Source organism: Antribacter sp. NEAU-D49 (genome assembly GCF_057158775.1).
This window is the reverse complement of sequence record NZ_JBXTSN010000014.1, coordinates 42,835-57,745: the sequence shown is the minus strand read 5'-3', so window position 1 is coordinate 57,745 and position 14,911 is coordinate 42,835. Positions and strand designations below refer to the sequence as shown.

The 14,911-nt window shown below is 72.5% G+C and carries 11 protein-coding genes; 7 read left to right on the top strand and 4 right to left on the bottom strand.

From position 1 onward, the window contains the following. Nucleotides 1-20: 20 nt before the first annotated feature. Nucleotides 21-1,640, bottom strand: a complete 1,620-nt coding sequence (locus tag AC060K_RS12415; protein ID WP_483765725.1) for an HNH endonuclease signature motif containing protein — start codon at nucleotides 1,638-1,640, stop codon at nucleotides 21-23. Between the two features lie 133 nt (nucleotides 1,641-1,773). After that, entirely contained in the window at nucleotides 1,774-2,154 is a 381-nt protein-coding gene (locus AC060K_RS12410) for a hypothetical protein (RefSeq protein WP_483765724.1), read from the bottom strand. 348 nt (nucleotides 2,155-2,502) lie between these two features. Between AC060K_RS12410 and AC060K_RS12405 the strand changes: the two genes are divergently transcribed. Continuing rightward, a complete protein-coding gene (locus AC060K_RS12405; protein ID WP_125774843.1) occupies nucleotides 2,503-2,751 on the top strand; it encodes a WhiB family transcriptional regulator in 249 nt (82 codons plus the stop codon). Nucleotides 2,752-2,862: 111 nt separating this feature from the next. Here AC060K_RS12405 and AC060K_RS12400 read toward each other — a convergent pair whose 3' ends face one another. Continuing rightward, nucleotides 2,863-4,338 (bottom strand): sensor histidine kinase, encoded by a 1,476-nt coding sequence (locus AC060K_RS12400; RefSeq protein ID WP_483765780.1) that lies wholly within the window; start codon nucleotides 4,336-4,338, stop codon nucleotides 2,863-2,865. A gap of 165 nt (nucleotides 4,339-4,503) precedes the next feature. Between AC060K_RS12400 and AC060K_RS12395 the strand changes: the two genes are divergently transcribed. From AC060K_RS12395 to AC060K_RS12370, 6 genes are all read left to right on the top strand, one after another. After that, nucleotides 4,504-5,046 (top strand): DUF2505 domain-containing protein, encoded by a 543-nt coding sequence (locus AC060K_RS12395; protein ID WP_483765723.1) that lies wholly within the window; start codon nucleotides 4,504-4,506, stop codon nucleotides 5,044-5,046. A gap of 224 nt (nucleotides 5,047-5,270) precedes the next feature. Next, entirely contained in the window at nucleotides 5,271-6,590 is a 1,320-nt protein-coding gene (locus tag AC060K_RS12390; protein ID WP_483765722.1) for an ABC transporter substrate-binding protein, read from the top strand. 131 nt (nucleotides 6,591-6,721) lie between these two features. Then, nucleotides 6,722-7,822, top strand: a complete 1,101-nt coding sequence (locus AC060K_RS12385) for a carbohydrate ABC transporter permease (protein ID WP_483765721.1) — start codon at nucleotides 6,722-6,724, stop codon at nucleotides 7,820-7,822. Continuing rightward, entirely contained in the window at nucleotides 7,819-8,739 is a 921-nt protein-coding gene (locus tag AC060K_RS12380) for a carbohydrate ABC transporter permease (RefSeq protein WP_483765720.1), read from the top strand. The genes AC060K_RS12385 and AC060K_RS12380 overlap by 4 nt, the downstream gene beginning before the upstream one ends. Continuing rightward, complete coding sequence (locus AC060K_RS12375; protein WP_483765719.1) at nucleotides 8,736-10,289, top strand: GH1 family beta-glucosidase; 1,554 nt, start codon at nucleotides 8,736-8,738, stop codon at nucleotides 10,287-10,289. The genes AC060K_RS12380 and AC060K_RS12375 overlap by 4 nt, the downstream gene beginning before the upstream one ends. Then, entirely contained in the window at nucleotides 10,286-11,296 is a 1,011-nt protein-coding gene (locus AC060K_RS12370; RefSeq protein WP_483765718.1) for a LacI family DNA-binding transcriptional regulator, read from the top strand. Before AC060K_RS12375 ends, AC060K_RS12370 begins: the two co-directional genes overlap by 4 nt. An 81-nt stretch (nucleotides 11,297-11,377) precedes the next feature. On the opposite strand, the gene AC060K_RS12365 is transcribed toward AC060K_RS12370, so the two are convergent. Then, nucleotides 11,378-14,896 carry a proline dehydrogenase family protein gene (locus tag AC060K_RS12365; protein WP_483765717.1) on the bottom strand — a complete coding sequence of 1,173 codons (3,519 nt, stop codon included), beginning with the start codon at nucleotides 14,894-14,896 and terminating at the stop codon, nucleotides 11,378-11,380. Between the last annotated feature and the right edge of the window lie 15 nt (nucleotides 14,897-14,911).

The following is a 14,911-nucleotide window of genomic DNA, read 5'->3' as shown; positions in this document are numbered from 1 at the left end:
CGGCTCGGCGGGATCGCCGGTCAGAACGGCGGGTCACCCAGGCCCTGCTCCGGCAGCGGATCCGGCAGCACATCGGTCGGTGCTGCGCCGGTCAGGGAGACCGTGTGCACGACGGCGCTGCCGGGGACCGTCGTATAGCGGTGGCCCGCAGGCGAGGTCCAGTCGAGCATGCCGCCGCCCGTGTGCCGCACGTGCCAGGCGGTCTGGTGCTTGAGCGTGTGGTGAGCACGGCAGAGGTGGGCGAGGTTGCCGGCGTCCGTGGCGCCGCCGGCAGCCCAGCCGGTCGTGTGGTCCACGTCGCAGCGCGCGGCCGTCCGCCCGCACCCGGGGAACCGGCAGGTGACGTCACGGACGCGAAGCCACTCGCGCAGGTCTGCCGGCACCACGTACGAGTCCCGGCCGACGGACAGCACAGCGCCCGTCTCGGGATGCGTCAGGAGACGCTTGAAGCTGGGGGCGTAGGCGGCCAGGGTGCGGGCCGTGTCGGGATCGACGGGACTGTGCCCGTCGAGGCACCCCGGGGCGGACCCGCCCAGGAGCGTGGTCACCGGCACGGTCACCTGGACGTGCGGGCGCACCGTCCGGGCGAGCCGCGCCAGGAACGACGGCGAATCGGTGTCGCCGGGCCGGAACGGCGGAGGATCCTCGGGAGCCGTCTCGACCGCCGGCGTGCGGGCCTCCACCGCTGTGAGCTCGCCCGCCACACCGCCACCCACCGCACCGCCGCCCGTCAGACCGCCATCCACCGCGTCCGGGGCCGGGCCCCGGTCCGGCACGACCGGTCCCGTCGCCATAGCCGCCCCGAACCGGTCGAGCGTCCCGTCGTCGAGGAGCAGGTCGGTCAGGGTGTCGGCGCGCAGCTGGGCGAGCGTGCGAGGGTCGCCGTCGGCGCCGGCAGCCTGCCCCGTCTGCGTGAGCCGGTCGTGGATCGCGTGGGCGGCGGTCGTGGTCAGCAGCGCGGTCAGGGTCGCCATGCCGTCCGGAGCGGGATCCACCCACACGCCGCGCCGGGCGGCGGCATCTGCGTGGCGCACCTCGAGCGGGACGGGCTGGATCAGATCGCGCGCCTGCCGCACACGACGCCGAAAGTCGGGGAGCGAGCGGGTCGCAGCGCCGGGCAGCACAGTCCGCTCGACCGCCGCGACCTCGCCGGGCGAGAGGTCCGCCACCTCGTCGGCGAAGGCGCGGGCGTGCCTCTCCGACAGGTCCCCGGCCAGCACGGCCGCGAGCGTGGCGGGTGCGGCACCGGTCAGCAGCTCCGCGTCAGCGAGCAGCCCCTGAGCGGTGCGCGGGCCGACACCCAGCGCGCTCTTGGTCTCCTCGACCAGCGCGCGACGGGCGAGGTCGGCAGCCCGGCCGGGGTCGAGCTCACGCAACCGCGGAGAGTCCGCGGCGAGCACCTCGTCCTCCAGGCACACCGCGATGCGCCGAGCACGCTCCACCGCGAGCAGCAGGTGACCGCTCAGCGTGTTGATCCGCCGTTGCACAGCCGCCATCTCCGCGACCGCCGCATGCAGATCCTCGAGGCTCGGCCGCGAGGCGACCTCCGCCAGGCGCGCGACGTCGGCCGGCCGGTACGCCGCGGGCTTCTCCCCCTGCGTCACCGACGGCGAGAGGAGGCTGCCGGACGTAATCGTCATAGATCACATTCTCCCACCGACAACTACGAACCGCTCGCACAGGCGTACGAATTCGCCCGGGGCAGAAAGTTCAGAAGACACGCCGGACATTCGGAGGAAATGCCCCAAAGAGGGAGGTTGGCAAGCCGGGCCCTCAGGAAGCGGGCGGGCGCCCCGTCGTCGCGTCCGTCACCGGCCGGCTCAGCAACAGGACCATCACCGCCGCCGCCAGCACGAGTGCCACCGCTCCTGCGACGGCGGCCCACGCCTCCCCGCTGCCGATCGCGGCGATCCCGCCGAGGATCTGGAAGAGCTGCCACGTGACGATGACGCCCCGCGCGCCGCGGCTCCCGCGGACCAGGGCCTGGCCCGCCCCCACGAGCGCGGAGGCCGCCCCGGCGGCGCAGACGATCAGGAAGAGACTCACGCCGACGGACTGGGAGCCACCTGAGAACAGCTCGGCGAGGAGCACCACTGCAAACGCCGAGAGAGCCGCCGCCTCTACCACGAGAAGGGCGCGGAGGGAACGGATCAATCGCGAAGGAGTAGGCGCGGATTGGCTGTCTGGTCCAGGCATGACGCACCAGGATAGCGATGATCTGCGCTTTCACAATAGTGTGACGGATACCTCACGAGACATCTCGAAGAAACTTTGCCGTAACCCCTTGTGCGACGCTTCACGAGGTGTGAATCTTGATGGAGCAATCCCACACCGCCCCCCGAACAAGCCCGCGTCCTCGACCGCACCGACCCCCGGCAACAACGTTTTCCATCCAGTCCTGCGCCCCCAGAACGCACGACTGACGATGCCGGCGCAGGGTCATCCGCGGTCTAGAACCCCCCTCGGACGACGGGCCCGTTCCTTCTTAGGAGTATGCGAACCATGGACTGGCGCCACCGCGCTGCATGCCTCGACGAGGACCCCGAGCTCTTCTTCCCCATCGGCAACACGGGCCCTGCCCTGCTGCAGATCGAGGAAGCCAAGGCCGTCTGTCGCCGTTGCGAGGTTGTCGACACCTGTCTCAAGTGGGCCATCGACTCCGGGCAGGACGCCGGAGTCTGGGGTGGCATGAGCGAGGACGAGCGTCGCGCACTCAAGCGCCGCACCGCCCGCGCCCGCCGCGCAGGCTGACCCACTCTTACCCCGCAAGACCCAGACTCAGGCCCGAGCACCCCTGGCGCTCGGGCCTGAGTCGTACCCGGGCCCGCCGGGCCGGACGACCCCCGTCCAGCCCGGCGGGCCTCACGGCATCAGCCCGCCGCCTGCCCCGTCGCGCAGGACGAGCTCCAGCACCACCTCGGTGCCGCCGCCTTCTCGCACCTCCCAGGTGATCGTGCCGCCCAGCTCGTTGGTGACGAGCGTCCGCACGATCTGCGTGCCCAGGCCGCTCCCGGGTCCGCGTCCCTCAGGGAGGCCCACACCGTCGTCGGCGACCACGACCCGCAGGGCGGAGCCCTGCCGCTCCACGCCGATCTCGACGGTGCCGCTCGCCCGGCCCACGAACCCGTGCTCCACCGCGTTGGTGACGAGCTCGGTGAGCACGAGGGCGAGCGGGGTGGCGTCCTGCGCGGGAACCAGCCCGAACGACCCCGTCCGCACGGTGCGCACACTGGTGCCCGCCGACGCGACGTCGGCCGTGAGCCGCAGCGCGCGGCCCACCATGTCGTCCAGCTCGACCGACTCGTCGAGGGTCTGGGAGAGGCTCTCGTGGACGAGCGCGATGGTCGCGACCCGCCGCATCGCCTCCTCGAGCGCCGCCCGCGCCTCCGGCAGGTCCATGCGCCGGGCTTGGAGCCGCAGGAGCGCCGCCACCGTCTGGAGGTTGTTCTTCACCCGGTGGTGGATCTCGCGGATGGTCGCGTCCTTGGTGATGAGCTCGCGCTCACGACGTCGCAGCTCGGACACGTCGCGGCAGAGCAGGACGGCCCCGATGCGCTGCCCGTGGTCGGTCAGCGGCAGCGCGCGGAGCGAGAGCGCCACGCCGCGCGCCTCGACGTCGGTGCGCCACGGCGCACGGCCCATGACCACGAGCGGCAGCGACTCGTCGACCGGGTTCTTCTGGTTCTCCAGCAGGTCGGCGGTAACCTCGACCAGCGACTGGCCCACCAGGGGGCCGATCACACCGAGGCGGTGGAAGCACGACAGCGCGTTCGGCGACGCGTACAGCACCTCCCCCTCGGAGTTGAGCCGGATCAGGCCGTCCCCGACACGCGGCGCCCCGCGGCGCGGGCCTGTCGCAGCGTTCGGCGAGGGGAACTCCCCGCGCGCGATCATGGCCACGAGGTCGTCGGCAGCCTCGACGTAGTTCAGCTCGAGCCGGGACGGCGTGCGCCCCGACCCGAGGTTGGTCTGGCGCGCCACGACGGCGATCGGCTTGTCCTTGTGGACGACCGGCACCGCCTCCTCCCGCACCGCGTACGCACCGAACCACCGCGGCTCGCGCGACCGCTGCGCCCGTGCCTCGTCGAGGGCGCGCGCCAGCTGCGGGCGCTGCCCTTCGGGCGCGAGCGAGCCCACGATGTCGTCGTAGTGGACCGTGGCCCCGGTCGAGGGACGGCACTGCGCGATGGCGACGAAGCTGCCGTCGCTGGTGGGCAGCCAGAGCACGAGGTCGGCGAAGGCCAGGTCGGAGACGACCTGCCAGTCACCCACGAGCAGGTGGAGCCACTCCACATCGGCCGGCTCGAGCTCGGCATGCTGGGCGATCAGGTCACTCATGGCAGACACCCGCCCAGCCTAGAGGCCGCGCGGTCAGGCGGCTCCGCGGGCCCACCACGCGGGAACCGACCGGGCCCGCCGGACGTCGTACCCGCCGGACGGACCCCCGGCGCCCGCGGGCCCCGGGTTAGAGTTCACACCACCGGCACGCCACGAGGAGAGCCCGTGCACCTGACCGTCGACCTGACGTTTCCCGCGACCCTCGACGACGTGTCGGCGATGCTCGCCGACGAGGAGTTCGTCCGATGGCGCGCCCGCCGCACGGCGGGCACCGACACCGTGGAGCAGGCGGACGTGACCGGCTCGGTGGAGTCCGGCTTCACCGTGGTGGTCCGGAGGACGTTCTCCACCGACCAGATCCCGGTGCAGGCACGCCCGTTCGTGGGCGACGAGCTGGAGATCCGCCAGGCGGAGGCCTGGGAGGCGGAGTCCGGCGGCCGTCGCGTGGGCTCTGTGGCCATGGAGATCCTCGGCGCCCCGGTCCGGGTGGTCGGCACCATGTCGCTGGACCCGCTGCCCGACGGCGGCACGCGCCTCGCGTACTCGGGCGACGTCACGGCGTCGGTCCCGTTGTTCGCGCACGTCGTCGAGGAGGCCGCAGCGGGCGCCGTGCGCGGCACCCTGGAGGCCGAGGCCGAGGCCGGCCGGGCCTGGCTCGCCGGTGACCGGGACACGCCCAACCGTGACCAGCCGGACATCCACTCGTAACGATCGGGTCACGCCCGCGTCGTCGAAACGCCTGTGACCTGGGGCGTTACCGTCCCGAGACCCGCCCGAGCGGGTGATCCACGTCGCAGGTGGCTTGACGCACCCTCGTCCACGGGGGCACCATTCGAGCACGCTATGGAAGCGCTACCACCACGCTGTGGGAGCGCAACCACAGGAACGAGACGCGTCAGCTCCGACACGTCCTGAAGACAAGGGAGTCACCCGTGCTGAGCAGCACCCGACCCACCCGCCGGCGCGCTCTCGCCGCGACCGCCGGCATCGCCACCCTCGCCCTCACGCTCACCGCGTGCGGCGGCTCGAACGAAGGCGGCGAGACCGCTGAGGGCGAGGACATCACCCTCACCGTCGCCACGTTCAACAACTTCGGCTACACCGACGAGCTCCTCGCCCAGTACGAGGCGGAGAACCCGGGCGTGACGGTCGAGCAGGTCGTCGCCGCCGAGTCCGGCGACGCGCGCACCAACCTCACGACCAAGCTCGCCGCCGGCGGCGAGGGCCTGGCCGACATCGAGGCCATCGAGGTCGACTGGCTCCCCGAGCTCATGCTCTACCCCGACCTGTTCGTGGACCTGAGCGACCCCGAGCTCGAGGGCCGCTGGCTCGACTGGAAGGTCGAGCAGGCCACCACGCCGGACGGCGCCCTCATCGGCTACGGCACCGACATCGGCCCCGAGGCCATCTGCTACCGCCAGGACCTCTTCGAGGCCGCGGGCCTCCCCTCTGACCCGGCCGGTGTGGCCGAGCTGCTCGGTGGCGAGGACGCCACCTGGGAGGACTACTTCGCCGCGGGCGAGACCTTCGTCGCCGCCTCCGACTCGGCCTGGTACGACGCCGGCACCGCCATCGCGCAGGGCCTCGTCAACCAGATGGAGAACGCGTACGAGGAGAGCGACGGCACGGTCAAGGACCTCGCCACGAACACCGAGATCCGTGACCTCTACGACACGGTGATCGAGGCCTCCGTCACCAAGGGTCTCTCCGCCGGCCTGGGCCAGTGGAGCGACGACTGGGCCGCGGGCTTCCAGAACAACGCCTTCGCGACCATGCTCTGCCCGGCCTGGATGACCGGTCCGATCGAGTCGAACTCCGGTGGCGTCACCGGCTGGAACGTGGCCGACGTCTTCCCCGGCGGCGGCGGCAACTGGGGCGGCTCCTTCCTGACCGTCCCCGCCTCCGGCGAGAACACCGAGGCCGCCCAGAAGCTGGCCGCCTGGCTGACCGCTCCCGAGCAGCAGACCGCCGCGTTCGTCGAGGCGGGCACCTTCCCGTCGCAGGTCGAGGCGCAGGAGTCGGCCGAGGTCCAGGACTTCACCAACGAGTTCATGAACAACGCGCCGGTGGGCCAGATCTTCTCGAACCGCGCCAAGGCGATCGAGGTCAACCCGTTCAAGGGCGAGCACTACTTCGCGATCCACCAGACGGTGACCGACGCCATCACCCGCGTCGAGGTCGACAAGACGGACGACCCCGAGACGTCGTGGAACAAGGCTGTCGAGGCGTTCAACGCTCTCGGCCTCTCCTGAGAACGCTGATCCGATCCGCTGACGGGCGCTGAGCCCGGACGCGATCCGCACGGGCCGGGTCGGTGCACCTGCACCGGCCCGGTCCGCTGTCCACCAACCGCGCGCGCTCGGCGCTCAACCAGGAAGACGACATGGCCGTCACGACCTCCGCGAAGCCCTCACCGGCGCTCGACGGACCCACGCCTCGCGCACCACGCAGGCTCGGGTTCTCGCAGAAGCTCAGCCGGTGGGACGTCAAGATCTCGCCCTACCTCTACATCTCGCCCTTCTTCGTCCTCTTCGCGCTGACGGGCCTCTTCCCCCTGATCTACACCGCCGTGGTCTCGGTCTACGAGTGGAACCTCCTGGGGGGGCAGGGCGAGTTCGTCGGGGCCCAGAACTACGTCGACGTGCTGGACCAGCCCCACTTCTGGAAGTCGCTGGGCAACACGTTCTCGATCTTCGTCCTGTCGTCCATCCCGCAGCTGTTCGCCGCGATCCTCATCGCCGCGCTGCTCGACCAGAACCTGCGCAACGCGACGTTCTGGCGCATGGGCGTGCTGATCCCCTACGTGGTGGCGCCGATCGCGGTCTCCCTGATCTTCGGCCGGCTCTTCGCCGACCAGTCAGGCCTGATCAACGCCATGCTGGGCATCATCGGGCTGGACCCGGTCTTCTGGCACTCCGACCGCCTCGCCAGCCACATCGCCATCTCCTCGATGGTCAACTTCCGCTGGACCGGCTACAACGCGCTGATCTTCCTCGCCGCGATGCAGGCCGTGCCGCGCGACCTGTACGAGGCCGCGACGATCGACGGCGCCGGTCGCGCGCGCCAGTTCTTCTCCGTGACGATCCCCCAGATCCGCGCGACGATCATCTTCGTGGTCATCACGTCGAGCATCGGTGGCCTCCAGATCTTCGACGAGGCGCGCCTGTACGACTCCGGCGGCCTCGGCGGCGCCGACCGACAGTGGATGACGACCGTGCTCTACATGTACGACGTGGCCTGGGGCAACCAGCGCAACTTCGGCCGCGCCGCGGCGGTCGCCTGGATCCTCTTCGTCCTGATCGTGCTGATCGGGCTGATCAACTTCCTCGTCACGCAGCGGATCTCCAGCTCCGGCCCGCGGGCGCCCAAGGTGAGCCGCGCCGTGACCAAGCGGCTGCTCGCCGAGGCGAAGGCCGCCGGCGCCGGCCGGCCCGGCCCTCGCGGCCGTCACACCACCCCGACCACCGACCGGAGGAAGTCATGAGCTCCGTCGCCGTAACCGCACAGACCGCGGGCCGTGGCGCGGCCAAGGCGAAGGCACGTCGCCTCGCACAGGACCACGGCACGGGCAGCGCCGTCCGCCGGCCCGGCTGGGTCACGTACACGCTGCTGGGCCTGGCTCTCCTGGTCTCGATCTTCCCGCTGTACTACACCCTCCTGCTGGGTTCGTCCGACCAGGTGACCATCTCGCAGCGGCCGCTCCCGCAGCTGCTGCCCGACTTCAGCATCTTCGAGCGGTTCAGCCAGGTCATGGCCTCGTCCCAGATCAACTTCTGGCTCGCGCTCGCCAACTCGCTGATCATCGCCGTTGTCGTGTCGCTGGCCGTGGTGATGTTCTCCACGCTCGCCGGGTTCTCGTTCGCGAAGCTGAACTTCAAGGGCCGCGGGCCGCTGCTGATCTTCGTCATCGCGACGATGGCCGTGCCCACGCAGCTCGGCATCATCCCGCTGTACATCCTGATGAGCGAGCTCGACTGGATCGGCAAGATCCAGGCGGTCATCGTGCCGTCCCTCGTCTCGGCGTTCGGCGTCTTCTGGATGACGCAGTACCTCGAGGAGGCCCTGCCCTACGAGCTGGTCGAGGCCGCTCGCGTGGACGGCGCGTCGATGTTCCGCACCTTCTGGAGCATCGCGCTCCCGGCCGCCAGGCCCGCCGCGGCTATGCTCGGTCTGTTCACCTTCGTGCAGCAGTGGACCAACTTCTTCTGGCCGTCCATCGTCCTGGGATCCCGGAACCCCACGCTGCCGATCGCTGTCCAGAATCTTCAGGCGGGCTACCACGACGACTATTCGCTGATCATGGCCGGTGTGTTCCTCGTGACGCTGCCGCTCCTGATCATCTTCGCCTTCGTCGGCCGACAGCTCGTCGCCGGCATCATGCAAGGAGCTGTCAAGGGATGAACACTCAGACGACGACGGGCGGCGTCGCCCGGATCCCCGCGCCCGGGACCGCGCTGCCGTTCACCCCGTCAGCCCCGCGCACCGAGCCCACGCCGAACGCCACCGGGCGGGTCGACTTCCCCACCGACTTCCTCTGGGGAGCGGCGACCGCCGCGTACCAGGTCGAGGGCGCTGCTCACGAGGACGGGCGGGAGGACTCCATCTGGGACGTCTTCGCGCACGTCCCGGGTGCCGTGCTCAACCAGGAGGACGGCGAGGTCGCCTGCGACCAGTACCACCGCTACCCGCAGGACGTCGCGCTCATGAAGGAGCTCGGCATCAAGGCGTACCGGTTCTCCACCTCGTGGGCCCGCGTGGTCCCGGGCGGCCGCTCCGTCAACCAGGCCGGCGTCGACTACTACTCGCGCCTCGTGGACGAGCTCCTCGGTGCCGGCATCCTGCCGTGGCTCACGCTCTACCACTGGGACCTCCCCCAGGCGATCGAGGAGGAGCACGGCGGCTGGGCCAGCCGTGACACGGCGTACCGCTTCCGCGACTACGCGGTGACGATGCACGAGGCGCTCGGCGACCGCGTCGGCGTGTGGACCACGCTGAACGAGCCGTGGTGCGCCGCGTTCCTCGGCTACACCGGCGGGCAGCACGCCCCCGGCCGCCAGTCCCGCGAGGACGGCCTCGCGGCCGCGCACCACCTCATGCTGGGCCACGGCCTCGCGGTCCAGGCCCTGCGCGAGCGCGCGCCCGAGGCCAACCTGGGCATCACGCTCAACTTCGAGGTCGAGGACCCGCTGGACCCGGAGAACCCCGCAGACGTCGACGCCGCCCGCCGGCTCGACGGCGGGTTCAACCGGATCTTCGCCGACCCGGTCCTGCGTGGCGCCTACCCGGAGGACGTGCTGGCCGACGTCGCCGACTACGGTCTCGAGAAGCACATCCAGGACGGCGACCTGGAGATCATCTCCACGCCGATCGACTCGCTGGGCGTGAACTACTACCACGGCAACGCGGTCTCGGCGACGCCCCCGGTCACGAGCCTCGACGGCGGTGCCCCGGTGAGCCGGCCGTCGTCGTCCCCGTTCCCCGGCGGCGACGGCGCGTACACGCACCCGCGTGGCCTGCCCATCACCGACCAGAACTGGGAGGTCCAGCCCGAGGGGCTGACCCGCCTCCTGCTGCGTCTCCAGCAGGACTACACCGGACCCCGGGGCATCGCGCTCTACGTCACGGAGAACGGCTGCGCCTACGACGACGTCGCGGACGAGAACGGTTTCGTCCAGGACGACCGCCGGGTCGAGTTCATCGACCTGCACCTGCGGGCGATCAAGGACGCGATCGACGAGGGTGCCGACGTGCGCGGCTACTTCGGCTGGTCGCTCCTGGACAACTACGAGTGGGCATGGGGCTACGGCAAGCGGTTCGGCCTGGTCCGTGTCGACTACGAGACGCAGGAGCGCACCGTCAAGGCGTCGGGCCTCTGGTACGGCGGCGTGGCCACCGAGAACGCGGTCCCGCCGCTGGCCAACCCCGTGATCGAGGCGGTCGCAGCGGAGTGACGAACAGCGGACCCCCCACCCTGGACGACGTCGCGCAGGCTGCCGGCGTCTCCCGGTCGACGGCGTCCCGCGCGATCAACGGCGGCCTGCGCGTCTCGCCCGAGGCGCAGGCCGCCGTCGACGACGCCGTCGCCCGGCTCGGGTACGCCCCGAACCGGGCCGCACGGTCGCTCGTCACCCGGCGCACCGACTCGATCGGACTCGTGGTCCCCGAGCCGGACGCGCGCATCCTCACCGACCCGTTCCTCGCGGGCACCCTCCGGGGCGTCAGCGACGGCCTGGCGGGCACGGAGCTGCAGCTCGTGCTGCTCCTGTCCCGCCCGGGCGAGCACCCGGGCCAGATGGCCCGGTACCTGCGGAGCGGGCACGTCGACGGCGTCATCGTGACGTCGCACCACCGGGACGACCGCCTGGAGCCCGAGCTGGGCAGGGGGTCGCTCCCGGCGGTCTTCGTCGGGCGACCGTTCGTCGAGACCAACCTCCACTACGTGGACGTCGACAACGTCGAGGGCGGGCGCATCGCCACCCGCCGCCTGATCTCACGGGGGCGCAAGCGCATCGCGACGATCACCGGCCCGCTCGACATGACGGCCGGCGTCGACCGGTCCCGCGGCTGGCACGAGGAGCTCGAGAAGGCCGGGCTCCCCGCCGACGCCCTCGTCGAGGGCGACTTCACGGCGGTGGGTGGCGCCGCCGCGGCCGAGCGGCTGCTCGACGAGCACCCCGACGTGGACGCGATCTTCGTGGCGTCCGACCTCATGGCGGAGGGCGTGCTGAAGGTCCTCGCCGCCCGCGGCAGGTCCGTGCCCGGCGACATCGCGGTGGTCGGTTTCGACGACCTCGGCGTCGCCGCGGCTCTGAGCCCGCGGCTGACCACCGTCACCAACCCGGTGGTCCAGATGGTCGAGGCTGCCACCGGGACGCTCCTGGACCTGCTCGCGGGCAAGCGGGTGCCCGAGGCGCCGCAGGTCTTCACGCCCAAGCTGGTCGAGGGCGAGTCCGACTGAGCCGCTCGCCGAAGAGCCCCACCCCGCCGAGACAGTCACCTCGTCCGACGAGGTGACTGTCTCGGCGGTCTTGGTGGGCGGCTAGCGCGTGTGCACGTGGCCGTACCGGTGCATCGTCCGGCTCACGGCCTGCTCCCGCAGGACGGTCAGCAGCTCGCGCCGGCCCGACGCCAGCACCGGCCCGTCGAGCACCGTCACGCTCCCGAGCCTGGCCGCCGCCGCCGCACGCAGCCCGGGGGCCTCGCCGATCACGCGGACGCGGCCGGTCACCCGCCCGTCGGCCACCGCCTCGGCGAACGCCTCGTGAGTGGTCTCCTCGCCGGAGAGCGTCACGGGCACGCCCGCGCGGCTCGCCGCCGCGCGCACCCGCTCGACCTCGACCGGCAGCGCGCCGTCACCCACGCGGACGGTCAGGCCGGGCACCGGCAGGTAGCGCAGCACGTTCGACTCGGCACGCAGACCGGAGGGGTCGTGCTCGACGCCGAGCTCCTCGGCCCACGCGCGGTCGTCGTCGGCCCGGGCCCAGGCGAGCCACTCGGCCGGTGAGGTGACCCGCGACGGGACGTCTGCGGCGTCGGACCACGAGCCCAGCTGGGCCACGTAGTGCGGGCCGCCCGCCTTGGCACCCGGGCCGACCACGGAAGCCTTCCAGCCGCCGAACGGCTGCCGCCGCACGATCGCGCCCGTGATGTGGCGGTTGATGTAGGCGTTGCCCACCTCGACGCGGTCGAGCCAGGTGGCGACCTCGTCGCCGTCCAGGGAGTGCAGCCCGCCCGTGAGCCCGAAGGCCACGCCGTTCTGCAGTTCGATCGCCTCAGCGAGGGTGCGCGCCGTCATGATCCCGAGCACCGGGCCGAACGCCTCCGTGAGGTGGAAGAACGAGCCCGGCCGGACGCCGTCGCGCACCCCCGGGGTCCAGAGACGCCCCGGCCCGAGGCCCGCCTCGCGGGCCTCCGCGTCGAGCCGGCGGGGCCGCACCAGCCAGGTCTCCCCCGGCTCGAGGGTGGTCAGGGCGCGCAGCAGCTTGCCCTGGGCCGGCTCGGTGAGCGGGCCCATCGTCGTGGACAGCGACGTTGCCGGGCCCACAGCGAGCGAGCGCACGGCGTCCACCAGCTGGCGGCGGAACCGCTCGCCCGTCGCGGAGCGCGGGTCGCCCACGGACCCCACGAGGATCACGAGCGAGGCGGCCGAGCACTTCTGGCCGGCGTGCCCGAACGCCGAACGGACCACGTCGGCCACCGCGAGGTCGAGGTCGGCCGACGGCGTCACGACGATCGCGTTCTTGCCCGACGTCTCGGCGAGCACCGTGAGCTCGGGTCGCCACGATGCGAACAGCTCCGCGGTCTCGATCGAGCCGGTCAGCAGCACCCGTGCGACGTCGGGGTGGGTGACGAGGTGGCGGCCCAGGTCGCCGTCGGGCACGCGGAGGAACTGCACCACCGTGCGGGCGAGTGCCGGGTCGAGGCCGATCCGCGGAGCCAGCTCGTCGAGCGCCGCGTGCACCGCCTCGACGGCGACCTCCAGGCAGCGGGGCGTGGGCGGGGCGGGCTTGGCCAGCACCGCGGAACCGGCCGCGAGCGCCGCGAGCACCCCGCCGATCGGGATGGCGACGGGGAAGTTCCACGGCGGCGTGACGAGGGTGATGCCGTCCGGCGTGAAGGTCGCGCCGGGGACGCGCTCGAGGTCGGCCGCGCGCTCCGCGTAGTACGCGGCGAAGTCGACGGCCTCGCTGACCTCGGGGTCGGCCTCGGCGACGGTCTTGCCGGCCTCGTGGACCATGGCGGCGACGAGGTCGGCGCGCGCCGCCTCCAGGTGCGCGGCGGCCGCGCTAAGCACCTGTGCCCGGTCCGACGGGGTGACCTTCGCCCAGGCGGCGCGGGCACGCGCGGCCTGAGCGACGGCGTCGTCCACCTCGCCGGTGCTGGTGAGGGGGCGGGCGAGCGCGGGGACGTAGCCGGACGCGCGGCCCACCACCCGCTGGGCCCAGTCGCGGCTGACCGCGACGGCGGGGTCGGTGTCGGGCGCGTTGCGGAAGGGGACGACGGCGGCCGGGTCGCCCGGGTGCACCGCGCCGGCTTCGGCACGGCCGCGCCGGCGCGGGGCGACGTCCTCGTCGCGATAGTGCACGCCGTGCACGACGGACGCGCGGAAGGCGGCCTCGTGGTGGTCCATGGGCGACGCCGCCGGGGAGAACATCCCGTGCAGGAAGTTCTGCTCCGCCGCGTTCTCCTCCAGCCGGCGCACCAGGTACGAGATCGCGACGTCGAAGTCCTCGTCCCGCACCACCGGCGTGTAGAGCACCACCCGGCCGCCGTCCTTGGCGACCTCCTCGCGGACCGCCGCCGCCTCGCCGGGCGCCATGCCCTGGAGCATCTCGATGTCGAGCGCCTCGGACACCCCGCGCTCGCGCCCGAGGAGGATCGCGAGCGCCACGTGGAAGAGGTTGTGGGAGGCGGCGCCGATGCGGACGGCCCGCGTGCGTGCCGGGTGCAGCGCGTGGTCGAGGAGCCGCACGTAGTTGGCGTCGACGTCGGGCTTGCTGGGGTAGGGCGCCTGCGGCCAGTCGTGCAGCTCGGCCTCGACCTGTTCCATGGCGAGGTTGGCGCCCTTGACGAGGCGCACCTTGATGCGGGCGCCGCCGTCGGCCACGCGCTGCGCCGCGAACTCGGTGAGCCCGTCGAGGGCGCCGAGCGCGTCGGGCAGGTAGGCCTGGAGCACGATGCCGGCCTCCAGGTCGCGGAACTCGTCGCGGCCGAGGATCTCGGTGAAGACCGCGGTGGTCAGCGCCAGGTCGCGGTACTCCTCCATGTCGAGGTTGAGGAACACGCCGTGGTCACGGGCGGCGCGGTAGAGCGGGAGCAGGCGCTCGACGACGCGGTCGCGCGAGCCGGCGAGGTCCCAGGTGACGAGCTGTGCCGCCACCGAGGAGACCTTGACGGACACGTAGTCGACGTCGGGCCGCCGCACCAGCGCGATGGTGCGCTCCAGGCGGGCGCGGGCCTCGTCCTCGCCGAGCACCGCCTCGCCGAGGAGGTTCACGTTGAGGGCGTACCCCTCGGCGCGGGTGCGGGCGAGGTGAGCAGCGAGGCCGGGGCCGGCGTCGGCCACCAGGTGGCCGACGAGCTGCTTGAGCCGGAGGCGCGCTGCGGGGACCACCACGCTCGGCAGCACCGGCGCGACGAGCGCGCCCGTGCGGAACAGCGCGCGGTCCACCGGGCTCAGGAACGACGCAGCACCGGCCTTGCGGCCCAGCCGGGCCAGGGCGCGGGCGGCGACGCGGGCGTCCTGGGGGCGCGCGACGTCGTCGACGAAGCCGACGGCCAGCTCCAGCCCGGCGGGGTCGGAGACGAGGGCGCCCAGGCGGGCTGCGGTGGCGTCGGCCTGGCGGTCGCGCGAGGGGGCCTGGCTGATCTGCCCGGCCGGGTCGGTCGCCGTGCTGCTCTGCTCGGCGCGGATCCAGCGGCGGGCGAGGGCGACGGCGTCGTCGGCCAGCTTCTCCGCGAGGGCGTCGGTGGGGGCCGGGCCGGTGGGGGCCGGGCCGGAGGCGGCGCTCGTGGCGCCTTCGGGGTCGGCGGGGTGCGCCGGGACAGTGGTGCTCATGCTCCCAGGGTGCCT

Bases quoted from the DNA above. Each gene is read 5' to 3' on its own strand.
- AC060K_RS12405 (WP_125774843.1), top strand. From the start codon at position 2,503: ATGGACTGGCGCCACCGCGCTGCATGCCTCGACGAGGACCCCGAGCTC.
- AC060K_RS12415 (WP_483765725.1), bottom strand. From the start codon at position 1,640: ATGACGATTACGTCCGGCAGCCTCCTCTCGCCGTCGGTGACGCAGGGG.
- AC060K_RS12375 (WP_483765719.1), top strand. From the start codon at position 8,736: ATGAACACTCAGACGACGACGGGCGGCGTCGCCCGGATCCCCGCGCCC.
- AC060K_RS12385 (WP_483765721.1), top strand. From the start codon at position 6,722: ATGGCCGTCACGACCTCCGCGAAGCCCTCACCGGCGCTCGACGGACCC.
- AC060K_RS12365 (WP_483765717.1), bottom strand. From the start codon at position 14,896: ATGAGCACCACTGTCCCGGCGCACCCCGCCGACCCCGAAGGCGCCACG.
- AC060K_RS12400 (WP_483765780.1), bottom strand. From the start codon at position 4,338: ATGAGTGACCTGATCGCCCAGCATGCCGAGCTCGAGCCGGCCGATGTG.
- AC060K_RS12380 (WP_483765720.1), top strand. From the start codon at position 7,819: ATGAGCTCCGTCGCCGTAACCGCACAGACCGCGGGCCGTGGCGCGGCC.